The 23,553-nt window shown below is 65.1% G+C and carries 21 protein-coding genes; 18 read left to right on the forward strand and 3 right to left on the reverse strand.

Annotated features, from left to right (window positions below; all coding sequences use genetic code 11):
• Nucleotides 1-18: 18 nt before the first annotated feature.
• The 3 genes from BMZ17_RS20375 (at nt 19) to BMZ17_RS20385 (ending at nt 3,966) form a co-directional block, all read left to right on the forward strand.
• The gene (locus BMZ17_RS20375; protein WP_093144306.1) at nt 19-216 is read left to right on the forward strand and encodes a DUF2934 domain-containing protein; all 198 of its coding nucleotides are present in this window, start codon (nt 19-21) and stop codon (nt 214-216) included.
• A 71-nt stretch (nt 217-287) separates the two neighbouring features.
• The gene (gene glgX / locus BMZ17_RS20380; RefSeq protein ID WP_093144377.1) at nt 288-2,402 is read left to right on the forward strand and encodes a glycogen debranching protein GlgX; all 2,115 of its coding nucleotides are present in this window, start codon (nt 288-290) and stop codon (nt 2,400-2,402) included.
• A 10-nt stretch (nt 2,403-2,412) separates the two neighbouring features.
• The gene (locus BMZ17_RS20385) at nt 2,413-3,966 is read left to right on the forward strand and encodes a cryptochrome/photolyase family protein (RefSeq protein ID WP_093144309.1); all 1,554 of its coding nucleotides are present in this window, start codon (nt 2,413-2,415) and stop codon (nt 3,964-3,966) included.
• 3 nt (nt 3,967-3,969) lie between these two features.
• On the opposite strand, the gene BMZ17_RS20390 is transcribed toward BMZ17_RS20385, so the two are convergent.
• Nucleotides 3,970-4,866, reverse strand: coding sequence for a TIGR01777 family oxidoreductase (locus BMZ17_RS20390; RefSeq protein ID WP_093144312.1), 897 nt, complete (start codon nt 4,864-4,866; stop codon nt 3,970-3,972).
• Nucleotides 4,867-5,081: 215 nt separating this feature from the next.
• Between BMZ17_RS20390 and BMZ17_RS20395 the strand changes: the two genes are divergently transcribed.
• The 5 genes from BMZ17_RS20395 (at nt 5,082) to BMZ17_RS20415 (ending at nt 9,385) form a co-directional block, all read left to right on the forward strand.
• On the forward strand, nt 5,082-5,810 hold the full coding sequence (locus BMZ17_RS20395) for a DUF2242 domain-containing protein (RefSeq protein ID WP_175485704.1): 729 nt from the start codon (nt 5,082-5,084) through the stop codon (nt 5,808-5,810).
• Nucleotides 5,811-5,980: 170 nt separating this feature from the next.
• On the forward strand, nt 5,981-6,184 hold the full coding sequence (locus BMZ17_RS20400; protein WP_093144314.1) for a hypothetical protein: 204 nt from the start codon (nt 5,981-5,983) through the stop codon (nt 6,182-6,184).
• A gap of 111 nt (nt 6,185-6,295) precedes the next feature.
• Complete coding sequence (gnd, locus tag BMZ17_RS20405) at nt 6,296-7,201, forward strand: phosphogluconate dehydrogenase (NAD(+)-dependent, decarboxylating) (protein WP_093144316.1); 906 nt, start codon at nt 6,296-6,298, stop codon at nt 7,199-7,201.
• 36 nt (nt 7,202-7,237) lie between these two features.
• Nucleotides 7,238-8,554 (forward strand): PQQ-dependent sugar dehydrogenase, encoded by a 1,317-nt coding sequence (locus BMZ17_RS20410; RefSeq protein ID WP_093144318.1) that lies wholly within the window; start codon nt 7,238-7,240, stop codon nt 8,552-8,554.
• A gap of 27 nt (nt 8,555-8,581) precedes the next feature.
• Nucleotides 8,582-9,385, forward strand: coding sequence for a lytic transglycosylase domain-containing protein (locus BMZ17_RS20415; RefSeq protein ID WP_093144320.1), 804 nt, complete (start codon nt 8,582-8,584; stop codon nt 9,383-9,385).
• On the opposite strand, the gene BMZ17_RS20420 is transcribed toward BMZ17_RS20415, so the two are convergent.
• Complete coding sequence (locus tag BMZ17_RS20420) at nt 9,369-10,490, reverse strand: PQQ-dependent sugar dehydrogenase (RefSeq protein ID WP_093144383.1); 1,122 nt, start codon at nt 10,488-10,490, stop codon at nt 9,369-9,371. The two genes, BMZ17_RS20415 and BMZ17_RS20420, sit on opposite strands and share 17 nt — an antisense overlap.
• A gap of 269 nt (nt 10,491-10,759) precedes the next feature.
• On the opposite strand from BMZ17_RS20420, the gene BMZ17_RS20425 reads away from it, so the two are divergent.
• The 7 genes from BMZ17_RS20425 to BMZ17_RS20455 all read left to right on the forward strand — a co-directional run bounded on the left by BMZ17_RS20425 (nt 10,760) and on the right by BMZ17_RS20455 (nt 14,508).
• The gene (locus BMZ17_RS20425; RefSeq protein ID WP_093144322.1) at nt 10,760-11,287 is read left to right on the forward strand and encodes a CcdC protein domain-containing protein; all 528 of its coding nucleotides are present in this window, start codon (nt 10,760-10,762) and stop codon (nt 11,285-11,287) included.
• A gap of 57 nt (nt 11,288-11,344) precedes the next feature.
• Nucleotides 11,345-11,533, forward strand: coding sequence for a CPXCG motif-containing cysteine-rich protein (locus tag BMZ17_RS20430; protein WP_093144324.1), 189 nt, complete (start codon nt 11,345-11,347; stop codon nt 11,531-11,533).
• A 69-nt stretch (nt 11,534-11,602) separates the two neighbouring features.
• Complete coding sequence (locus BMZ17_RS20435; RefSeq protein WP_093144326.1) at nt 11,603-11,974, forward strand: hypothetical protein; 372 nt, start codon at nt 11,603-11,605, stop codon at nt 11,972-11,974.
• Between the two features lie 241 nt (nt 11,975-12,215).
• Complete coding sequence (locus BMZ17_RS20440) at nt 12,216-12,575, forward strand: EF-hand domain-containing protein (protein WP_093144328.1); 360 nt, start codon at nt 12,216-12,218, stop codon at nt 12,573-12,575.
• A gap of 201 nt (nt 12,576-12,776) precedes the next feature.
• Nucleotides 12,777-13,064 (forward strand): hypothetical protein, encoded by a 288-nt coding sequence (locus BMZ17_RS20445; RefSeq protein WP_093144330.1) that lies wholly within the window; start codon nt 12,777-12,779, stop codon nt 13,062-13,064.
• Between the two features lie 224 nt (nt 13,065-13,288).
• Nucleotides 13,289-14,014, forward strand: coding sequence for an HAD family hydrolase (locus BMZ17_RS20450; protein ID WP_093144333.1), 726 nt, complete (start codon nt 13,289-13,291; stop codon nt 14,012-14,014).
• Nucleotides 14,015-14,019: 5 nt separating this feature from the next.
• Nucleotides 14,020-14,508 carry a hypothetical protein gene (locus tag BMZ17_RS20455; protein ID WP_254775504.1) on the forward strand — a complete coding sequence of 163 codons (489 nt, stop codon included), beginning with the start codon at nt 14,020-14,022 and terminating at the stop codon, nt 14,506-14,508.
• A 13-nt stretch (nt 14,509-14,521) separates the two neighbouring features.
• On the opposite strand, the gene BMZ17_RS20460 is transcribed toward BMZ17_RS20455, so the two are convergent.
• Nucleotides 14,522-16,738, reverse strand: a complete 2,217-nt coding sequence (locus BMZ17_RS20460) for an AAA family ATPase (protein ID WP_093144335.1) — start codon at nt 16,736-16,738, stop codon at nt 14,522-14,524.
• 816 nt (nt 16,739-17,554) lie between these two features.
• Here BMZ17_RS20460 and BMZ17_RS20465 point away from each other — a divergent pair.
• The 3 genes from BMZ17_RS20465 to BMZ17_RS20475 are packed head-to-tail and all read left to right on the forward strand — an operon-like array spanning nt 17,555 to nt 23,489.
• Nucleotides 17,555-20,752: a helicase-related protein gene (locus BMZ17_RS20465; protein WP_093144338.1), complete on the forward strand. Its 3,198-nt coding sequence runs from the start codon at nt 17,555-17,557 to the stop codon at nt 20,750-20,752.
• On the forward strand, nt 20,749-21,546 hold the full coding sequence (locus BMZ17_RS20470; RefSeq protein WP_254775506.1) for a DUF4391 domain-containing protein: 798 nt from the start codon (nt 20,749-20,751) through the stop codon (nt 21,544-21,546). The genes BMZ17_RS20465 and BMZ17_RS20470 overlap by 4 nt, the downstream gene beginning before the upstream one ends.
• Before the next feature lie 23 nt (nt 21,547-21,569).
• Complete coding sequence (locus tag BMZ17_RS20475) at nt 21,570-23,489, forward strand: site-specific DNA-methyltransferase (RefSeq protein WP_093144340.1); 1,920 nt, start codon at nt 21,570-21,572, stop codon at nt 23,487-23,489.
• Nucleotides 23,490-23,553 lie beyond the last annotated feature (64 nt).

The raw sequence follows: 23,553 nt of genomic DNA on the forward strand, positions 1-23,553 counted from the left end.
CACGACCCAGATCCCGCCATGGACGCCACCGCCCGCAAGCAGCGCATCGAACAACTGGCCCATGAAATCTGGGAAGCCGAAGGCCGGCCCGATGGCCAGTCGGCCCGGCACTGGGCCATGGCCGAGCGCCTGACCGATGCCGAGATCCGCGCGGCCGAGCAGGCCGGCACCACCGTCAAACCACTACGTCCCCAACAGGAGCCAGACCCCTCGTGAGTTCCGCCCCCACCAAGCACCGCCCGCCGCGTCAGCCGACGCCGCTCCGCCGCGCCTTCCATCGTTCCCGCATCCGCGAAGGCCGGCCGTTTCCGCTGGGGGCGACCTGGGATGGGCTTGGCGTGAACTTCGCGCTGTATTCGGCCAATGCGACCAAGGTGGAGTTGTGCCTGTTCGACGAGCGCGGCCGCGAGACCGAGCGGATCGCGCTGCCCGAATACACCGACGAGATCTTCCACGGCTACCTGCCCGATGCGCGTCCCGGCCAGCTCTACGGCTATCGCGTGCACGGGCCGTACGCGCCCGATGCCGGCCATCGCTTCAACCCCAACAAGCTGCTGCTGGACCCGTACGCCAAGCAGATCGTCGGCGAGCCCAAGTGGGCGCCGCATCTGTTCGGCTACACCGTGGGCCACAAGGACAAGGACCTGTCCTTCGACAAGCGCGATAGCGCCGGCTACATGCCCAAGTGCGCGGTGATCGATCCGGCCTTCACCTGGGGCAATGACAAGCGCCTGCTCACGCCGTGGCAGCGCACGGTGATCTACGAGGCGCACATCCGCGGGCTGAGCATGACCCACGCCGGCGTGCCGGAGAATCTGCGCGGCACGTTCTCCGGATTGAAGAACGACGAGCTGGTCGAGCACATCCGCAGCCTTGGCGTGACCGCGGTGGAACTGCTGCCGATCCACGCCTTCGCCGATGACCAGCACCTGCTGGAACAGGACCTCTCCAACTACTGGGGCTACAACACCCTGGGCTTCTTCGCCCCGCACTCGCGCTACATGGCCACCGGCACGGTGCACGAGTTCAAGCAGATGGTGGCGCGCCTGCACCACGCTGACCTGGAAGTGATCCTGGACGTGGTCTACAACCACACCGCCGAAGGCAACGAACTGGGCCCGACGCTGTCGTTCAAGGGCATCGACAACGCCAGCTATTACCGCCTGGCTGACGACCGCCGTTTCTACATCAACGACACCGGCACCGGGAACACCTTCGACCTCACCAACGCCGGCGCGCTGCGCATGGTGATGGACTCGTTGCGCTACTGGGTGGCCGAGATGCACGTGGATGGGTTCCGCTTCGACCTGGCCACCATCCTGGGGCGCGAGCGCCACGGCTTCGATCCCTCCGGCGGCTTCCTCGATGCGTGCCGGCAGGACCCGCTGCTGAGCCAGGTCAAACTGATCGCCGAGCCCTGGGACGTGGGCCCCGGCGGCTATCAGGTGGGCGGCTTCCCGCCGGGCTGGGTGGAGTGGAACGACAAGTTCCGCGACAACGTGCGCGCCTACTGGCGTGGTGACGAAGGCAAGCTCTCCGAGCTGGCCACGCGCCTGACCGGCAGCGCCGATGTGTTCAACCGCCGCGGTCGCCGACCCAGCGCCTCGGTGAATTTCATCACCGCGCACGACGGTTTCACCCTGCGCGACCTGGTCAGCTACGACCACAAGCACAACCAGGCCAACGGCGAAGACAACCGCGACGGCACCGACAACAACATCTCCTACAACCACGGTGCCGAAGGCCCGACCGACGACGCCGGCATCCAGGCGCTGCGTGCGCGCCAGCAGCGCAACCTGCTGGCCACGCTGCTGCTGTCGCAGGGCACGCCGATGCTGCAGGCCGGCGATGAGTTCGGCCGCACCCAGCAGGGCAACAACAACGCCTACTGCCAGGACAACGAGCTGAGCTGGCTGGACTGGGATGCGGCCAGCCAGCCTGAAGGCGTGGCGCTGACCCGCTTCGTGCAGCGCCTGGCCGCGCTGCGTCGGCGCTATCCGCTGCTGCACCGGGCGCGCTTTTTCGACGGCAAGTTCGACGAGGAACTCGGTATCAAGGACGTCACCTGGCTGGCGCCCGATGGTTCGGAGATGACCGAGGAGGACTGGCACAACCCGGTCGCGCGCGCGCTGATGATGCGGCTCGATGGCCGCGCGCCCTCCAGCGGCCTGCGCCAGGTCGGCGCCAATGTCACACTGCTGATGCTGCTCAATGCCAGCCCGGATGAAGTGGTGTTCCACCTGCCCGTGGTCGAGGGCGAACACTGGCGCGTGCAGATCGACACCGCCGAACGCCATGCCGAACGCGCGGTGCCGGCCGGCGCCGAGTGGACCGCGGTCGGCCGCTCGTTGGCGTTGATGGCGGTGGAATCGGACAGCGTCGCCGCGCACCTCGATAGCTGACGGTCTGGCGATGTCGCAAGCGGTGCGCCATCTGGTCGTCGTGCTCGGCGACCAGCTCGACCTGGCGTCTTCGGCGTTCGAAGGCTTTGATCCCCGGCGAGATGCGGTGTGGATGGCCGAAGTGCCGCACGAAGCGACCCAGGTGTGGAGCACGCAGCCGCGCATCGCGGTGTTCCTGGCGGCGATGCGCCACTTCCGCGATGCGCTGCGTGCCCGCGGCTGGCGCGTGGAATACCGCGCGCTGGGCACGCACGACCACGCCACCCTGGAAGCCGCACTCGCCCACGACCTGGCGCAGCTGGAGCCAGCCAAGGCGATCGCGGTGAAACCGGGCGAGTGGCGCCTGGCGCAGTCGCTGCCGCAGGTGGCGGCCGATGCCGGCGTGATGTGGGCCGAGCGACCGGACCTGCATTTCTTCTGTGATCCGGCTGATTTCGCCGATTGGGCGCGCGGTCGGCCCGAGCTGCGCATGGAGCATTTCTACCGCTGGATCCGGCGCCGCGAAGGCGTGTTGATGGACGGCGCCGAGCCAGTCGGCGCGCGCTGGAATTTCGATGCCGACAACCGCAAGGCCTTCGGCAAAACCGGCCCGCAAGGCTTGCCGCTGCCGCCGGCGTTTCCGCCCGATGCGGTGACGGTCGAGGTGATTGCGCTGGTGCAGGCGCGCTTCGGTGAACATCCCGGCGACCTGTCGCGCTTCGACTGGCCGCTGACGCGCGAACAGGCGTTGCTGGCCCTGGACGATTTCATCGCGCTGCGGCTGCCGGGCTTCGGTCGCCACCAGGATGCGATGTGGGCCGGCCAGCCGTGGCTGTTCCACTCGCTGCTGTCGGCGGCGATGAACCTCAAGCTGCTCTCGCCGCGCACCGTCGTCGCTGCAGCGGTGCAGGCCTGGCGTGATGGGCATGCGCCGCTGGCGTCGGTCGAAGGTTTCGTGCGCCAGGTGATCGGCTGGCGCGAATACGTGCGCGGCGTGTACTGGCTGCGCATGCCGGGCTTCGCCCAAGACAACGCGCTGGATGCGCAGCAGCCGTTGCCGGCCTTCTACTGGGACGCGCGCACGCACATGGCGTGCCTGCGCGAGTCGCTGCAGCAGACCCTGCAGCTGGGCTACGCGCACCACATCCAGCGGCTGATGGTGACCGGCCTGTTCGCGATGCTGCTGGGCGTGGCGCCGGCGCAGATCCACGCCTGGTACCTGGCCGTGTATGTCGATGCGGTGGAGTGGGTCGAGCTGCCCAACGTGCTGGGCATGAGCCAGTACGCCGACGGTGGGCGGATGGTGTCCAAACCGTACGTGGCCTCGGGCCGCTACATCCAGCGCATGTCCAATTACTGCGACGGCTGCCGCTACGACCCGGGCGAGGCGCTGGGCGAACGCGCCTGCCCATTCACCACGCTGTACTGGGATTTCCTGATGCGCCACCAGCGGCGCTTTGCCGACCATCCCCGCGCGGGCGCGCAATGGCGCAGCCTGGAACGATGGGATGCCGATGCGCGCGTGCAGATCGCCGCCCGCGCGGAGCAGATCAGGCGTCTGCTGGCGAACCAGGCCGCCAGCTAGATCTCAGCCCTGATGTTCCAGGATCTGCGCCAGGGCGCTGTCGATGTCCGGATAGCGGAACTGGAAGCCCTGGCCCTGCGCCCGGGCCGGCAACACGCGCTGGCCATCGATCAGCATCTGGCCCATTTCCCCGAATGCCGCCTTCAGCGCGAAGGCGGGCGTCGGCATGATCGCCGGGCGGTGCAGGGCGCGGCCCAACGCGGCGGCGAAGGCCTTCTGCCGGACCGGCTCCGGCGCGGTGCCGTTGACCGGCCCTTCGACCGCGGTCTCGTCCAGCAGCCACTGGATCAGGCGGACGATGTCGTCCAGGTGGATCCAGCTGAACCACTGTTCGCCATCGCCGATCGGCCCGCCCAGGCCCATGCGGTAGGGCGTCAGCAGCTGCTGCAGGGCGCCACCGCCCGCGCCCAGGACCACGCCCGTGCGCAGCAGCACCGTGCGCACGCCCAGCTCGCGGGCGGGCAGGGCGGCGGCCTCCCAGTCCGCCGCCAGCTGCGCGCCGAAGTCGCTGCCGGCCGGCGCGGTTTCGCTCAGGGGCGTGTCGTCGGACGGGCCGTAGTAGCCCAGGGCCGAGCCCGACACCAAAACTGCCGGGCGCACGGTCAGGCTTTCCATCCAGGCCATCAGCGCCTCGGTGGTGCGCAGGCGCGATTCGCGCAGGGTCTGCTTGTACTCGTCGTTCCAGCGGCGCCCGGCCAATGGTGCGCCAGCCAGGTTGATCACCGCATCGGCGCCGCCGGCGCCTTCGATGTCGGCCAGCACCCGCACCGCGCCCGGCAGCTTGCGCGCCGCGGCCTGAGTGTCGCGCGAGACCACCGTGACCTGCCATCCGTCCGCCAGCAGGGCAGGGCACAGGGCCTGGCCGATGAAACCGCTGCCGCCGGTGATCAACACCTGCATGGAAACCTCGTTGTGACGGGAGTAATGGCGAAAGCCTGGCGCCAGCCTAGGTGCGGGAGTGTGACGGAATCGTCGGGTATGTCGCCGGCGGCAAGGAACATGAATGGTGGTGTCAGGCACAACGAAAACTGAGCGAACCGTGCACTCCGATGAAACCGTTTTCGTGGGTCGGGGTTATGCTTCGGGGGTTCCCGTTCCGGTACCGCCCATCCCCCATGCGAACTTCCCTGCTGCGCTGCGTTCCCCTGGCCGCCATCATCGTCCTGCTCTCCGGCTGCGGTCATGTGCCTTTTTCCAAGCGGGGCGAGATGCTGGCGGCCGAGACGTTCGACTCTGACGGGACCTATTCGCGCACCTTCGACCGCGGCCCGGACCAGGTCTGCGAGGCCTCGCGCCGCGCGCTGTTGAGCCAGGGCTACGTGGTCAGCCGCTCGGACGCCTCGATGGTGGAAGCCAACAAGAACTTCCAGCCCGAGCCGGAAGTGCATGAACAGGTCGCCATCCGCGTCTCCTGCGTCGGCCAAGCCTCGGGCGATGCCTGGGTGTTTGCCAGCGCCACCCAGGACCGCTACAACCTGCGCAAATCCAACACCTCGGCCAGCGTCGGCACCGCGCTGGGTTCGCTGTCGCTGCCCTTCGGCAGCACCGACGATTCGCTGGTGCGCGTGGCCAGCCTGACCGTGCAGGACCCCAACTTCTACCGATCGTTCTTCAAGCTGGTCGAGCGCTACCTGCCACCGCAGGTGAAGAAGCCCGCGCCGGCCCCGGCCGCCAAGCCGGTCGAGCAGGCGCCGCCGCCCGCGCCCGCCCCGCTGCAGCCGCAGCCCGTGGGCGAAACCATCCCGATGCCGGTGGAAACCTCGGCCTCGGGCACGGTGGTGCCGGCCGCGCCGGCGACCGATGCCAAGCCCAAGGGCGATGCCGACAGCGCCAACACGCCGTAACGCGGGGCGCCACGGCAACGGATCGAGAAGGCCGGCTCAGTGAGTCGGCCTTTTTCTTTGGGTGGACCAGCGCCTGCGTCTGGCATGCCGCGCCCGCCGCCCGTGCAGGCGATCTTCATCCAGGCGGGCCTACCCTCCGGGGCACATCGAATCCTGGGAGGGACTTCACGATGGACACCCGCTACTTCACCGCGCAGGACAGCACCGGCGAACGCCGCCGCGTACGCATCGTTTCCACCGGCCACGACGCCATCGCCAGCGGCCACCCGCGCGATGGCTACGCGCTGGACGACGGCAGCCCGGTGCGCCGGGTCGACAACGACACCTTCCAAGTGGTCAGCAGCGGCGCCTACATCACCCGCGTCCCGGAATAGCCGCCGGCGGCACGGTCCGTGCCATGCACCAGCGCCGACGCACACCGCCCGCTTACGTTCCAGCGAGGATCATGCGCCCCACGCGATGACGCGGCACGAGGCGGAGGCAGCATGGAACTGGGCATGGTGGGGTTGGGACGCATGGGCGCGAACATGGCCCAGCGGTTGGCGCAGGGCGGACACACGGTCGGCGGTTTCGACCCGTCGCCCGAAGCGCGCGCGCGTGCGGCCACCCACGGCATTACCCCGGCCGAGTCGCTGCAGGCGCTGGTCGCCGCGCTGCCCACGCCGCGCGTGGTCTGGCTGATGGTGCCGGCCGGCAAGATCGTCGATGACACGCTGGATGTGCTGCTGCCGATGCTCTCGGCCGGCGACATCGTCATCGACGGCGGCAACTCCTACTACAAGGACAGCGTGGCGCGCGCCGCGCGCCTGGACGCCAGCGGCATCGCCTTCGTCGACTGCGGCACCAGCGGCGGTGTCTGGGGCCTGACCGAGGGCTACAGCATGATGGTCGGCGGCGGCGACACGGCGATGGCCCACCTCAAGCCGCTGTTCGAAACCCTGGCGCCGTCGCCGACCACCGGCTGGGGCCATGTCGGACCGGTGGGCTCGGGCCACTTCACCAAGATGGTCCACAACGGCATCGAGTACGGAATGATGCAGGCCTACGCCGAGGGCTTTGCGATCCTGGAGCGCAAGGAAGACTTCAAGCTCGACCTGCACCAAGTCGCGCAGGTCTGGCAGACCGGCAGCGTAGTGCGCTCGTGGTTGCTGGACATCACCGCCGATGCGCTGAAGGACAACCCGACCATGGCCGGCATCGCGCCGTACGTGGAGGATTCGGGCGAGGGCCGCTGGACGGTGGCCGAATCGATCGACCTCAACGTGTCCGCGCCGGTGATCACCCTGTCGCTGCTGGAACGCCTGCGCTCGCGCGAGAAGGATTCCTACGCCGACAAGCTGCTGTCGGCCATGCGCAATGGCTTTGGCGGCCACAAGATCACCAAGGAATAAGCACCGCGCCGCGCGCGGCGCCACTGGGAGCAAGCCATGCATCGTTCCACCTGGATCGCATTGAGCAGCGTGTTGCTGGTCGCCTGTGGCGGCAATGGATTGGCGCAGGTCCACACCGGCCCCGATCCGCAACTGCCGCCGCCGGACGTGCAGACCATCCCCACGGTCAACACGGCCAAGGCGGTGGGCTGGAAGCAGGGCGCCAAGCCGGTTGCGGCCAAGGGCCTGGCGGTGGGCGCGTTCGCCGAGGGCCTCAACCATCCGCGCTGGCTGTACGTGCTGCCCAATGGCGATGTGCTGGTGGCCGAAACCAATGCGCCGCCCAAGCCAGGCGATCGCGGCTTCAAGGCCTGGGTGGCGGGCAAGGTGATGGCCAATGCCGGCGCCGGCGGGGACAGCCCCAACCGCATCACCCTGCTGCGCGACACCGACGGCGACGGCCATGCCGACGTGCGCGCGGTGTTGCTCGATGGGCTGCGCTCGCCGTTCGGCATGGCGCTGGTCGGCGGCCGGCTCTACATCGCCAATGCCGACGCGATGGTGTGGGTGCCGTTCAAGCCGGGCGACAAGACCATCGACGCCAAGCCCACGCAGCTGGCGACGTTGCCCGGTGGTCCACGCAACCACCACTGGACCAAGAGCCTGCTGGCCAGTGCCGATGGCCAGCACCTGTATGTCGGCGTGGGCTCCAACAGCAACGTCGGCGAGAACGGCATGGACGAGGAGGTCGACCGCGCCGCCGTGCTGGAGATCGACACCGCCACCGGCGCCAAGCGCGTGTTCGCCAACGGCCTGCGCAACCCGGTCGGCCTGGCCTGGGAGCCGCGCACCAAGGCGCTGTGGCTGGTGGCCAACGAGCGCGACGAAATCGGCGACGACCTCGTCCCGGACTACCTGACCTCGGTCAAGCGCGGCGGTTTCTACGGCTGGCCGTACAGCTACTGGGGCCAGCACGTGGACCCGCGGCCCAAGCCACAGCGGCCTGACCTGGTCGCCAAGGCGATCGCGCCGGACTACGCGCTGGGCGCCCATGTAGCGGCGCTGGGCCTGACGTTCACGCCGACTCAGGGCGCCTGGCCGGCGCCCTTCAGCGAAGGCGCGTTCGTCGGCGAGCACGGCTCCTGGAACCGCAAGCCGCGCAGCGGCTACAAGGTGGTCTTCGTGCCGTTCCGCGGCGGCAAGCCACAGGGCGCGCCGGTCGATGTGCTGACCGGTTTCCTGGACAAGGACGAACAGGCGCAGGGGCGCCCGGTCGGCGTGGCCTTCGACGCGCGTGGCGGCCTGCTGGTGGCCGACGACGTAGGCAATGCGATCTGGCGGGTCAGCCCGGGCGCGGCCAACACGCCGCGCTGACGCCGGATCAAGGAAGGTCCGCGCGCCATGCGCGCCTTCCTGTTGCTGCCCTCGCTGTTGATCGCCCTGCCGGCGCCCGCGCGCACGGTGTACCGCTGCGTGCGCGCCGGAACCCTGAGTCTGGCCACCGCGCCCGAGCCGGGTTCGAAGTGCGAGGCGGTGCAGCTGGACGACAACGCGCCGCAGACCCCGGACCTGTGGGGTCGCATGGGTATCTTCAGCGGCACCTTGTACGAACGCGAGCAGGACGGCGCCAAGGTCTACAGCACGCGCAACCTGCCGGGTTCGGTGCCGTACCTGCGTTTCACAGTGACCACGCCGCCGGGCGAACCCGCGCATGAAGGTCTGGGCCAGGTGGGCACGCCGCGTCTCGATGCCTGGCCCAAGCTGTTCGCCGCCGCCGCCAAACGCAACCAGGTCGAGGACGCGCTGCTACGCGCGATCGCGCATGCCGAAAGCGGCTTCAACGACAAGGCGGTGTCGTCCAAGGGCGCGCAGGGCGTGATGCAGTTGATGCCGCAGACCGCGCGCGAGTACGGCGTGGCCGATCCGTTTTCCGCCAGCCAGTCCATTGCCGCCGGCGCGCGCCACCTGCACTGGCTGATGGCGCGCTACCAGGGCGACCGCACCCGCGTGGTCGCCGCCTACAACGCCGGCGTCGGCGCGGTGGAACGCTTCGACGGCGTGCCGCCGTATGCGGAAACGCGCGCCTACGTCGACAAGGTCGAAGCGTTGCTGGCGCGCTATCGACAGGCGCTGGGCACTGCGCCGCTGCGACCGGCCGACAGCGTGCCGGTCGCACCTGCCGGTGCGGTTACGCCGCCGGTGTGAGCTTGAGCAGGCGGCCGGCGTCGCGACCTTCGCCGTCTTCCAGCAGGTACAGCGCGCCATCGGGGCCTTGCTCGATCTCGCGGATGCGCTGGCCCATGTCGTAGCGCGCCGCTTCCTTGGCGTTGGTGCCGTCGAATTCGATCCGCACCAGGCTTTCCGACGACAGACCGCCGATGAAGGCATCGCCCTTCCAATCCGGGAACTGGCTGCCCGAATAGATCATCAACCCGGCCGGCGAGATCACCGGATTCCAGGTGATCTTGGGCGCGGCGAATTCCGGGCGGGTGTCGTGGTCGGGGATCTCGCGGCCGTCGTAATGGTCGCCGTTGGAGACGATCGGATAGCCGTAGTTGGCGCCGCGCTCGATCAGGTTGAGTTCGTCGCCACCCTTGGGGCCCATCTCCTGCGCCCACAGCCGGCCCTGCGCATCGAAGGCGATGCCCAGCACGTTGCGATGGCCGAGCGACCACACCTGCGCGGCCACGCCGCCCTGCGACGCGAACGGGTTGTCGGCCGGTACGCTGCCGTCGTCGTTGAGCCGCACGATCTTGCCCAGGTTGCTGGCCATGTCCTGGGCCGGGTCGAACTTCTGCCGTTCGCTGGAGCTGATCCACAGCTTGCCGGCGCTGTCGAACGCCAGGCGATGGCCGTAATGGCCCTGGCCGCTGACCTTGGGCACCTGGCGCCAGATCACCTTGAGGTCCTGCAGCGCGCCGCCGCCGGCTGCATCCAGCGCCAGGGTCGCGCGGGCGACCGCACCGCCGCGCGTGTCGTCGCCATCGCCGGCCTCGGCATAGCTGACGTAGACCACCTGGTTCTTCGCAAAGTCCGGATGCAGGATCACATCGCCAAAGCCACCCTGGCCGCCGTAGGCCACCTTCGGCACGCCGGTGATCTCGCCCGCCTTGCCGGTCTTGAAGTCGTAGAGCTGTAGGTGGCCGCGCTTCTCGGTGACCAGCAGGCGGCCGTCGGGCAGGAAGGTCATCGCCCAGGGCTCGGCGAAGGCATGCACCGGCGTTACCGCGAACGGCAGGCCGCTTTCCGCCTTGGCCCCGGCGGCCGGCGCATCGGCCTGGGGCGCGGCCGCATTGCTGCAGGCGGCCATCGCAAGCAGGGCGGGCAGCAGGACGGCGAGGACACGACGCTTGGGCTGGGACACGGGACACTCCTGATGGGATGGGCCGCGCGATCGCGGCAACGCCAGCGGTTGTAGCGGCTGGCGCCGCCGCAGTTGTTCAGGCCACGTCGTTCTGACGGCATCGTCAGCCACCGCCATCGGCCGGTGTCATCGCAAGAGGTGACACTTGGCACCTTGTGCGCGCGGCCGGGCCGTTTCACTCTGCGTCTGTCGCCTGACAGACAAGGACCCACGCCATGCCCGCCCACGCCATTTCGCCGTTGACCCCGTACCTGTCGATGGCGGCCTTCGCCTTCATCTATTACCGGCGCATCCGCCGCAGTTTCGGCCGCCAGCAGTGGAAGCCGACCCGCGCAGTGATTCGTTTGTCGGTGCTGGCCCTGGCCTTCGCGATGCTGGTGCTGGCGGCGTGCTTCCTGCCGCATGTCGCGCCGGGCGTGGCGGTCGGTGCGGTGCTGGGTGCGGGTCTGGGCTTGTTCTCGCTGCGGCACACGCAGTCGGAATGGGCCGATGGCAGCGGCTGGTACACGCCCAATCCGTGGATCGGCGGCGCGCTCAGCGCGGTGCTGCTGGGTCGCCTGGTCTGGCGCTATTCGCAGGGGGCGTTTTCGATGGGCGCGGCCGGCAACGGCCAGAACGCCAGCCCGCTGACCCTGGGCATCGCCGCGGCGCTGGTGGTGTATTCGCTGGTGCACGTCGGCGGGCTGTGGCTGCGTATGCGCCAGCTGCGTCCGCCGACCGTGCCGCCGGCGACGGTGGCCTGACCGGCCTCCTCGCGCACGTGACCGCACGCTCACGGCCGCAGGTGGAAGCTCGCCCGCATGCTTGATTTTCAGACCATCCATTGCCCGTACTGCGGCGAGCCGCTGGAGATCGCCGTGGATGTCTCGGCCGGCGACCAGCAGTACATCGAGGACTGCCAGGTGTGCTGTCGCCCGATCAACATGAGCGTGACCCTGGACGAGGACGAATTCGCCCACGTCATCGCGCGCGCCGAGAACGACGCCTAGGCCATGCGCGTCGCTGCGCTACAGTAGTGGCCTGCATCGCCTCGATGCATTCCCACGAGTCGCTTCCGCATGAATCTCCCGCTGCATTTCGGCCTGCTCGGCGCACTTGAAGCCGGCGCGATCGCATTCCTGATCGGTTTGCTGGTCTACGCGGTGTGGCACTGGGTGGCGGCGCGTGCCGGCATCCACCATGCGCATGCCATCGGCTGGAGTTGCCTGATGGCCGTGGCCATCGCCGGCGGCATCGACCTGTGGAACATGTTCTACCTGGGCATGGTCAAGCTGGAGTCGCCGGTCTATGCGCGCATCGCCCTGCAGAAGATCCACGATCCGGAAGGCCTGGGCGCGCGCGTCATTCTCGAAGCGGTCGGCGCGGTGGTCGGCGTGATCCTGTCGCGGCTTGCATTCAGCCCGCGTTCCCGCGCCGAAGACGTGGCCTGAGTCGCGCAAGGCGCTGATGCGCGCTGGAATCCGCAAGCGTGTCACACGCCCAACGAGGGCCTGACATCGTCGCCACGCAACGCTAACGGCGGGCCTAGCGGCTCTTCGCTTGGCGTGGGTTAACAGTCCGTTGCGCGTGCTTCCAGCGGGAAAAGAGCATTCAGGCAGGCCGCGCCAAGGTGGCGTCGTGCGCTGCAGTTGCGCATCGACCCGCATGGACATCACAGGAGTACCTCCACCAATGAAGACCCTCAATCGCAAGCCGCTGTTGGCCATGATCGCCCTGAGCGCTGCCCTCGCCGCGCCGGCCTTTGCCCAGCAGATGCAGCAGGACCCGCAGGCCGATGCCGCCGCGCCGGCCACCGGTGCGCCGACCCAGTCGGGCGCGACCAGCTCCGGCCAGGGCCAGCAGGGCTGGAATGATCTGGATACCGACAAGGACGGCGCGATCAGCAAGTCCGAATCCACGGCCAACCCGGGCCTGTCGCAGATCTTCAGCCAGGCCGATGGCGATGGCGATGGCAAGTTGACCCAGGAGGAATACAAGGCCTTCGTGGTCAAGAACTATGGCGGCGGCGCCGGTCAGTCGTCGGGGCAGTAAACCCGGCAGCCGGTGGGGAACAGCCGCGCGGAACTTGATCTGGCGCAAGGCTTTCACTTGACCGCAACCGCAGGACATCGTTTCATGCGGGCAGGGCATGCCGGTTGCGGTGCCTTGCATTGCGACCACCCACACTGCTGTCTACCCCATGTCCCGTCTTCGCCTGACCGCGCAGACCCATCAAGCAACAAGGAGCATCTGATGAAGATTCGCAACACGTTTATGGCACCGGCCGCGCTGGCCGTCGTTCTGACCGGCTCGCTGATGCTGTCGGCCTGCGGCCCGAAGGCTGAAGAAGCTGCTCCGGCTGCCTCGGAAGCTCCGGCTGAAGCTGCTCCGCCGGCCACCGAAGCTCCGGCTGAAACCACCCCGCCGACCACCGAAGCCGCCCCGATGGAATCGACCCCGCCGTCGATGGAGTCCACCGCTCCGGCTGAATCGACCCCGCCGTCGACCGAAGCCCCGGCTTCCGAACCGGCCAAGTCGTAATCGACTGACCGGTCTGCTGGCGCCGCGGAACATCGCGGCGCCGCGCGGAACCGAAAGGGCGGCCCTCACGGGCCGCCCTTTTTTTCATAGCGCACATCCTGGTGCGCCACCCTTCGGTCTTCAGGTGGCGCTGCCGCGAAAAGCGGCTGTCCTGCCATTCTTTCATGCGCGACCGGTGCATGCGTGGCCGGTATGCTGGCCGGTCTGGGCAGATGGAAAGAACCATGAGCAAGATCGACTGGGTGGGTTTCGACGGCGACGACACGCTGTGGAAAAGCGAGGACTACTACCGCGCCGCCGAGGCCGCCTTCGAGCAGATCGTCGGCCACTACATCGACCTGTCGGACAAGCGCACGGCGCAGCACCTGCTGGCCGTGGAGCGGCGCAACCTACGCATCTTCGGCTACGGCGCCAAGGGCATGATGCTGTCGATGATCGAGTCGGCGATCGAGCTGACCGAGGAGCGTATCAGCGCCCGCCACGTGCAGGACATCATCGCCATCGGACGGGCCACGCTGGACCATCCGGTCGAACTGATCGAAGGCATCCGCGAAGCCGTCGCCGCGATCGCCGCCGCGCACAACATCGTGCTGATCACCAAGGGCGACCTGTTCCACCAGGAAGCCAAGATCGTGCAGTCCGGGCTGTCGGATCTGTTCCACCGCATCGAGGTGGTGTCGGAGAAGGACACGCCGACCTACACCCGCGTGCTGCGCGAGCTGGACGTGGTGCCCGAACACTTCGCCATGATCGGCAACTCGCTGCGTTCGGACATCGCGCCGATCGTCGGCCTGGGCGGTTGGGGCATCCACATGCCCTACCACGTAACCTGGGCGCACGAGGCCGAACACGATCTGGCCGACAACACGCCGCGCCTGCTGCAGGTCGAGGCGGCGTCGGAACTGCCCACTGCGTTGGCAAAGATCGAAGCCACGGTGGTGGATGCATGAGGCCTATGCGCCACGCTGCGGGACTACTGCTGCTGGCGCTGGTCGTGCTGCCGGTGTCGTCGGTGTTCGCGTGGCAATCGGCGCAGGCTGATGCACCGGTGCCGGCCGGTCCGCCAGCCCCGCCGCCATATGACGCCAATAGCGGCGATGCCTGGATCGATGCGCGATTGAAGGATCTCAACGCCTACGCGCCGCGCTACCCCGATGCGTTCGTCGATGAGATCGCGCGCTATCTGGATGTGCCGCGCGGCTATGTGGTCGCGCTCGGCCAGCAGCCGGGCTGGTCGCCGGGCGATGTCTATTACGCCTGCGCACTGGGCAAGGTGCTGGCGCAGCCGTGCCGGGTCGTGGTGCGCGCCCGTTCGCAGGACGCGGAAGATGGCTGGAAAGGCGTGGCCAGCCGCGTTGCAGGTACGGGCAAGCCGATACCGACGCGTGCGCTGCGTGAGCTGCTGCGCACGAGTTACGCGCACTGGGATCGTCCGCTGAACTGAAGCCGCCGCCGCATCACGATGCGGTGCGGAAGTCCTCCAGCTGCAGTTGCACCGAAGCCGCATCGCCGGCCTGCACCGCGCGAATGACCGCGCGCTGCTCGGCCTGTTCGACCCAGCTGCGCAGGTCGCGACCGCTAGCGCCTTCGCTGTGGTGGGCGAGCACGTTCGCAGCATCGTCCAGCACGAAGCCCAGCGGCTTGCCCTGCAGCAGCACCCGCAGCAGCTGCACGCGCGCGTTGGCATCGGGCAGCGGAATCTCCATCCGGCGCGGGAAGCGCGACAGCACCGCAGCATCCACCTGATCGACGCGGTTGGTCGCCGCCAGCACAAACACATGCTGCCCATGCGCGGCGAAGCCATCGAGCTCCTGCAGCAGCTGGCCGACGATCTCGGCGGTGAAGCTGTCGCCGTCGCCGCCACGCGCGCCGGCGACGATATCCAGCTCGTCCAGGAACAGCAGCGACGGCGCCGATTCGCGCGCGCGCTCGAACAGCTCGCGCACCTTCTGCCCGCTTTGGCCGACAAAGCCCTGCTTCAATTCCGCCGTGGAAGCGGCGATGAAACGCAGCCCGGTCTCGTTGGCCAGGGTGCGCGCGATCTGGGTCTTGCCGGTGCCGGGCGGTCCGTAGAGCAGCAGCCCACGCGGCACGCTGATGCCACGCGCGGCGAAGGTTTCGGCATCCCTGAGCAGACCTGCAGTGGTCTGCAGCGCTTGCAGCGTTTCTGCGGGGAGTACCAACGATGACCAGCGTGCACTGGCATCGGTCGCAGTCGAGCCTTGTGCGCGACTGCGACTGGTGAATGCGTCCAGCACCGCATCGGTGAGCGGCCCCTCGTGTTCGCGATGCAGGCGCCGGGCCAGGCTGGACAGCTCGCGCCCGGACAGGCCCTGGGTGAACTGTGCCGTGTTCGGCGGCAGGACGTGCGCGGCACCCAGCGTCTGCAGTTCGTCCTGCAAGATCTGCAGGCGCGCGTCGCGGTCGGGTAGGCCCAGTTCGATCTGTTCGTCGAAGCGCGACAGCACAGCTGCATCCAGCAGGTCGCGGCGGTTGGTCGCCCCGATCACCCACACATTTACCCGCTGAGAAAACCCATCCCAGCGCGCCAGGAACGCGTTGACGATGTCCTCGACGAATCCATCAGTATTGACCGCGCCGCGCCGTGCGAATACGCCGTCGCATTCGTCGACGAAGATCACCGCGCGCGGCTCGGCCAGGGCGCGATCCCACAGCTCGCGCACGCGCTCGGAACTTTGGCCGATATGGCCGGCTTTCAGGTCGGGCAACGACAGCGGGAAGAACGCACAGCCCATGCTGTCGGCCAGGGCGCGCGCCACGCGCGTCTTGCCGGTGCCGGGCGGCCCGTACAACAGCAGGCCGCGCGTGGCCGAGGCGCTGCCGGCGTCGAAGTGGGCCGCCAGCGACTGCACGCGCAGCCGCACGACGGCGGGCACATGCAGCCCGGCCCAGGCAATCTCCGGATCGACCGCCGCGCGATCGCGCCGGGTCGAGCGCAGTACGCGGCTGCGTTCCAGCGCCGCGGCGTTGGCCAGGTAGCGATCGCAGGCTTCGTCGAAGGCATGGGCGAGCGTGTGCGTGGCCTCGCGCAGCGGCGGCAACACGTTGTCCTGGTGCAGCTCGCGGTCCCACACGCTGACCGGCAGCCGGCCTTCGGTGCGCAGCGGGATGATCGCCACGCCGCGTTCGCCGCGCGCGCTGATCGACACCACGATGTCACCATCCTCCACGCCCAGTGCGCGGCGCCAGTAGACCTTGCCGAACCCGCTGGTCGTGTCGGGCGAGGGCGCGACCAGATACGCATCCGGGTGCAGGCCGCTGCCGTCGGTACTCTCCAGGCGCATCAGGCGGAAGCGATGGCCGGCCAGCGACAGACGCGGCCGCAGCCAGGTTTCCAGCCACCACGCGGCAACCAGCGGCAGCAGCACCGGCGCGTACGCCAGCCACGGCTGTTTCAGACCGATATGCCAGACCCAGCCCAGCCCGGAGGCGGCGACCAGTACCGTCCACCAGGACACCTGCCAGGCCGGCGCCGGGCGTCCGCGTTCAGCGCCCGAGCGCGGTGGCTGCAGCAGCGCGCGCATCTGGCGGGTGGCGAACTGGCGCCGCAGCACGCGGTCGATGCCGCGCGAGAAGGCCAGCAGTTCGGCCTCGGTGGCCTTGAGGTCCTGTGCGTGCGCGGCGGCGCGGGAGGAGGGCGTCGTGCGATCCATGCAAGTTCCAGCGCCCGCACCATGCCGGCGCGCAGCAGCCGGTATAGGACGTGCCGGTGACACGTGCAAGCGCGCCAGTCGCGCGCAGGGACGCCGGTCGCAAGGCCGCGCGCGGCAAGCGGGCATAATGGCGGCCTTCCCGTTTCCCGCCGCGGCCCGTCACACGACGCGTCGCTTCCGTGCCCGCCGATGACCCACCCCTTGATTCAAGTCGCGCCGATGATGGAGCGGGAATAATTGTCATATAAAACAATTGCTTGCGTTTGTTCGTGTGCATTTTTTGTGCAATTGGGTTCAGCGCCTTGTGTATTGAACCGGGGCGTTTGACCGCCATGAGCGTCTGATGCAGAAGGGCTAGGAGCTGCAAGTTGCGCGCACGGCGATTGGCGAAAGCTAGATCAGTTGCTTGTCACGTTTCCGTAGCGTGCCGCTGAACATGAGCGAAAATGCCGTCACTTCGGCAATGCCGCGCGCTGGGTTCGCTGGAATTCTGGTTATCGGGCGAAGCTTTAGAGCGCTGGTCAGGACAGTGCCGGATGGGGTGCTTCTGTTGAGGACAGACTGCGCAGACCACCACCGCACCCCGCTGTAGGTGATCCGCCAGGCGGAGACTACATCGGACGGTGCGCGCTTCCGGGAGCGGGGAAAGGTGACGCAGGCTTAAGCATGCTGTCTGCATGGCCACAGAAAGAGTGACAGAAATACTGTTTCGGCCTGAAGCTATGCTTCTCGAAAAAATGCATGCCGCGTCGTTAGACAGGTGGAAGTGATGAAGCCACACGGCGCGATCAAGGCAACTGAGGAGCAAAGAAGAGCATGAGGCTCGTCAAAAACAGTGGCACGGACCGTGTCGTCGATTTGCTAGGCCCATTCCTGAAATCTGGCAAACAGCTAGGGTGCATGACGCCAGCGCTTTCATTGTTCGCCTTCCAGGAACTGCAGGAAGCGCTTGCTGGATTGGATCGTGTGCAGCTGATCTTGCCCCCGGTCGATGACGCACTCGATTTCCTTGGTGTAGAGGCTGATCGTGCCGCGCGTAATAAATTGCAGGCTCGATGGCTGGCAAACGAGTGTGCAAAGTGGCTCGACGGTAACGTCGAAGTACGCCGGGCACGCGGCCGGGTGCCGCAAGGTGCGGCTATTGTGCATGCGTCGGACGGCACGGCCGACCAAGTAGTAATGGGTTCGTTCGCCTTCAGTACGGACGGCCTCGGCTTGACGCCTGGGAACCCACTAAGCCTGATCCAAGCATCGGAGTCTGCTGAAGAGGCTGCGCAGCTCGCTCGCTGGCTTGAACAGCAATGGGCAGCACTGCAGGGGCAGCCCGACAGTCGGCTACCGCTGATCGAAGCTCTGCGCGGCATGGGCCAGCACCGCGCACCATCTACCCTCTACGCCGCCATCTTGAACCATCTGTTCGGGAGTCGAGGCGACGAGATGGACGAAGAGCGGATCGTCAAGTCTGCAACGGGCATTCGTAATACCGTCGTATGGAAGAAACTGTTCAAGTTTCAGCGTGATGGTGTCGTCGGCGCCATCGACAAGCTGGCCCGTTTTGGAGGGTGCATCATCGCGGACAGCGTCGGTCTCGGTAAGACCTTCGAAGCTTTGGCGGTGATCAAGTACCACGAGCTTCGCAACGACCGCGTGCTGGTGTTAGCACCCAAGCGCCTGCGCGACAACTGGACGCTCTACAAGTCCAACGACAAGCGTAACGTGCTGGCAGCGGACCGCTACAACTACGACGTGCTGAACCACACCGACCTGTCGCGTGATGGCGGTAGTTCCGGGGACATCGACCTAGCCCAAGTGAACTGGGGCAACTACGACCTTGTTGTCATCGATGAGAGCCATAACTTTCGCAATAAGAAGTCGCCGCGTCAGGGCACTGAAACCCGCTACGACCGGCTCATGCGCAAGATCATCAAGGATGGCGTCAAGACGCGTGTGCTGATGTTGTCGGCAACGCCAGTGAACAATCGCTTGGCCGACCTGAAGAACCAGATCGCGTTCGTTACCGAGGGCGAAGACACTGCGTTGGTCGCACATGGTATCGACAGCATCGAGCAGACGACTCGTAAGGCCCAAATCCAGTTCAATCGCTGGTTGGCTATGGACGAGGCCGAGCGCACGCCCGGCCACCTTGTTGAAATGCTGGGCTTTGACTACTTCACGCTCCTGGATCACCTGACCATCGCGCGCTCACGCCGGCACGTAGAGAAGTATTACGGCACCTCCGAGACTGGTAAATTTCCTGGGCGCCTGCCCCCTATCAACATCAAAGCAGACGTGGACTTGGCAGGTCAGTTCCGCGCAATTAAGGACATCAACCTCGAGATTCGGCGCCTTAACTTGGCCAGCTATGCCCCACTCCGTTATGTGCTGCCGCACAAACAGGCGGCCTACGACGCCAAGTACAGCACCGAAATCCGGGGCGGCGAAAGTTTCTTCCGGCAGACCGACCGTGAAGAAAGCCTGATCCATCTGCTGCGGGTCAACGTGCTCAAGCGCATGGAGAGCGCCGTGTCTTCGTTCGCGCTGACAATTCAACGACAGCTCAAGGACGTGGAAGCGGTGCTGGCACATATCGAAGCCCACCACGAAGGCATCGAAGAAATTGACATCGCCGACGTGGACATCGACGATCCGGCGTTCGAGTCCCTATTGGTCGGCCGCAAGGTCAAGGTCTTGCTGACTGACGTGGACCTCATCCGCTGGAAGCAAGACCTCATCGAGGATCGTAACCGACTAGCTACGCTACTGGCCGCTGCACAGCAGGTGGACGCGGCGCGCGACGCCAAGTTGGCCAAGCTACGCGACATGGTCGAGCAGAAGTGCCGCCAGCCTATCAACGCCGGTAACCGCAAAATTATCGTATTCACGGCGTTCTCGGACACCGCGCAATATCTCTACGCCAATCTCGCATTCTGGGCCAAGGCAACGCTCGGTATCGACGTTGGCTTGGTCACCGGCAGTGCTGGCATCCAGACCACGTTGCCAGGTCTGCGCAAAAGCATGAGCAGCGTGCTATCGGCCTTCGCGCCGCGCGCCAAAGAGCGCCCGGTCGACATGGCGGACGAGGGCGAGATTGACTTGCTTATTGCCACCGACTGTATCTCTGAAGGCCAGAACCTGCAGGACTGCGACTGGTTGGTCAACTACGACATCCACTGGAATCCGGTTCGGATCATCCAGCGCTTCGGTCGTATCGATCGCATCGGCTCACCGAACCAAAGCATCCAACTGGTGAACTTCTGGCCCAACATGGAGCTTGAGGAGTACATCGGCCTGGAGCAGCGCGTTAGCGGACGCATGGTGCTTCTAGACGTCTCGGCTACCGGCGAGGAAAACCTGATCGAGCAGCAGTCGGGCGACCCGATGAATGACCTTGAATATAGGCGCAAGCAACTGCTCAAACTGCAAGACACGGTCATCGACATGGAAGATCTGAGCAACGGTGTGTCCATTACCGACCTGACGTTGACGGATTTCCGCATCGACCTGGCGCAATACCTAAAAGAAAACCCAGGTGAACTCGACGCCCTCCCGCTGGGCAGCTATGCCGTCACCACTAGCATTGAAGCCGACATTGAGCCCGGCATCATTTTCTGCTTGCGGGCCGAAGGTACCGCGGCAGCCAATGGGCAACAGTCTGATTACCCGCTAGCCCCTATTTACTTGGCCCATGTTGGTAATGACGGAGCTGTGTTGCTTCCCTACCCGCAGGCAAAGCGCATCCTGGACAGGCTTAAGCGGCTGGCGCTCGGGCGCGAGCTGCCAGACGCCGCCGCCTGCGCCACGTTCGACAAGCACACCAAGCGAGGCGAGGACATGCAGCAAGCACAGAAGCTGCTTGCCGCTGCCGTGGCGTCTATTGTAGGAAAGAGCGAAGAGCGCGCCGTGGCTAGTCTGTTCTCGCCTGGCGGCACCCATGCGCTGAAAGGCGAGTTCGCCGGCAGTAACGACTTCGAGGTGGCTGCCTTCATGGTGGTGCTCCCAGGAGTTGCTGCGTGACGTTGCGCGCGCCCACGAGCTTTGTAGTCTCGGCACTTGGCTTGCCCGCCAGTTGTCGGGTGGATCAGCGCGTCCCGAAGAAGATGCTGGTCGAAAATGGCGCGCCCACCAGCGCAGACAGACGACTAATCAACGACTGTGTTGAAGAAGTCCAGTGGCTTGCCGCTCTGAAGCCAAACACCGTGGGCGTAGCCGACTACCTTGACGGCGAACGCGAGTATCTAGAAGTGGCAGTGTTGTGTGTCACCGCAAGGCATGCACCGCAGGGCGAAGGCGGCAACGCCACCAGGTCGCCCAATATCACCCGCCTGGCCGAGTTGTTGCATCGGGCTGTGCCTTACCCCGCGCTGCTGCTGCTGGCCGCACCTCAGGGCCTGTTTCTGTCTCTGGCGCACAAGCGTTGGGCGCAGAACGAGGCTGGCAAAGTAGTGCTGGATGGCGAGCCGGCTACAGTGGACCTGGCACTTGATATAACGGCCGAACACCCATTTGTGCAGGCTCTGGCCCTGGCCCGCCAGCCCCAGGCCAACCTGCTGGTCCTCTACCAGGGCTGGATGGACTGCCTGACCGACTGGCAGGCGGCCAAAGTTACTGGCACCTTCACCGCCGCCACCACACCGGCGCAGACTGCTGCACGCCGCGAAGCTCTGCGCACCTGCCAACGGCTGGAGCTGGAGGGCGCTCGATTGCGCGCGCTAGCGGCTAAGGAAAAGCAGATGGCCAAACAGGTAGACCTGAACCTCGCGCTCAAGCGCCTGCAGGCTGACCTGGCAATGGCTCGAGAACAACTTTGAACAAACAGATACCGGAGCACACGATGCAGAAGATCGTCGCAACCAGTGCGGAGGCGCAATCAGTTGACCTGACGGCGGCCAATATAGAGCAGCTCAAAGTGCTGTTTCCCGAGTTGATCACCGAGGGGTCGAGCGGCGTGATCGTTAATGTGGACGTACTTAAGTCGCTTGTAGGCGACAAAACGGCAACCGATGCCGATGAGAAGTACGGCCTCAATTGGCATGGGAAACGCCAAGCACGAACGCTGGCGCTGACGCCCAGCACTGGAACACTGCGCCCATGCCCAGATGAAAGTGTCGATTGGGACACTACCCAGAATGTGGTAATCGAAGGCGACAATCTGGAAGCGTTGAAGCTTTTGCAGAAAAGTTACGCCGGTAAAGTCAAGCTCATCTACATCGACCCTCCTTACAATACCGGTAGTGATTTCGTATATCCAGATGATTTTCGAGACAACATCAAGAATTACCTTGAAATTACTGGGCAGCTCGAAAATGCGCGGAAGATCTCCAGCAATAGCGAGGCTGGAGGGCGTTTTCACACTGACTGGCTAAACATGATGTACCCGCGGCTAAAGCTCGCGAGAGCGCTGCTCAGGGAAGATGGGGTGATTTTCGTTAGCATTGACGATACGGAGCTTGCAAATTTGCAATGTCTCTTGAGTGAAATTTTTGGCGAAGAGAACTTTCAAGCAAACATCAGTTGGCAAAAAAGATATACGCGCAGTAACAACACTGTCGACTTCACTACGGTTGTTGAGCATATTCTCGTGTATTCCAGAAGCGAGAGTTTTTCAGTCAACTTGCTCGATAGAACAAAAGATGCTGATGCTCGATATACCAACCCTGACAAAGATCCTCGCGGACCATGGAAGGGTGCTTCGATTCTTAATCCCGCGACGCCCCAACAACGCCCCAATCTTTGCTATCCGATAAAAAATCCGAATACCGGTCAAGTAACAAATCCAAGCACAAATGCGTGGAGAAGGTCTCGTTCGGAATTTGAAAGGCTTCAGTCGGAAGGAAGGCTCTACTGGGGGATTGATGGTAAGCAACCATTGCCTGCGATCAAGATGTTTCTCTCGGACGCAAGGGATATTACTCCAATAAATTTGTGGGAGCACACCTATGCCGGGAACACAGATGATGGCACAAGGGATCTGAAGAAAATATTGGGTGAAAAGGTATTTGACAACCCAAAACCAGTGCAGTTGATCAATAGAGTTATTGAGCATGGAAGCGACAAGGATTCCATTATATTGGATTTCTTTGCGGGTTCTGGGACTACCGGGCAGGCGGTGCTGTCCCAGAACGCGATCGATGGTGGAACGCGTCGTTACATACTCGTCCAAGTTCCTGAGCCTCTCGATCAAGGAGATAAACTTCAAAAGGCTGCTGCTGACTACTGCGCGCAAATTCATCGCCCGCTTAGCATCGCCGAAATCACCAAGGAGCGTTTAAGGAGAGTCGGCAAGAAGATACAGGACGAAAATCCTATATTTGGTGGAGATCTTGGCTTTCGAGCGTTCAAGTTGGGTGCCACAAATATCCGCGCATGGAGTCCGGATCGAACAGATCTTGTCAAGACGCTGCTAGATCATGAGGAAAATATTCAGGCTGGCAGAACTCAGCGAGATGTACTTTACGAGCTTATTTTAAAGCGGGGGCTGGATTTGTGCGTGCCGATGGAAGTTAGAAAAATAGCATCGAAAGACGTGTATGCCGTCGGTGGCGGTGTTCTTATTGCTTGTTTGAGTGAAGAGATTTCTAGCGAAGACGTTGAGCAATTGGCCCGCGGCATCGTTCAGTGGCACCAAGAGCTCAGCCCGGTGGGTGAGGCCACGTGCATATTCAGAGATGGTGCCTTTTCTGATGATGTGGTTAAGGTCAATATGGCCGCAATTCTTGAGCAAAGCGGAATGGCGAATGTTCACAGTCTTTAGGAGGTCAAGGCTGTTGAGTTAACTTGATCGCGCCATTGTTTGAAATCAATTTTTACGACTGCGA

The sequence above is a fragment of the Pseudoxanthomonas sp. GM95 genome (genome assembly GCF_900109775.1).
Lineage (GTDB): Bacteria > Pseudomonadota > Gammaproteobacteria > Xanthomonadales > Xanthomonadaceae > Pseudoxanthomonas_A.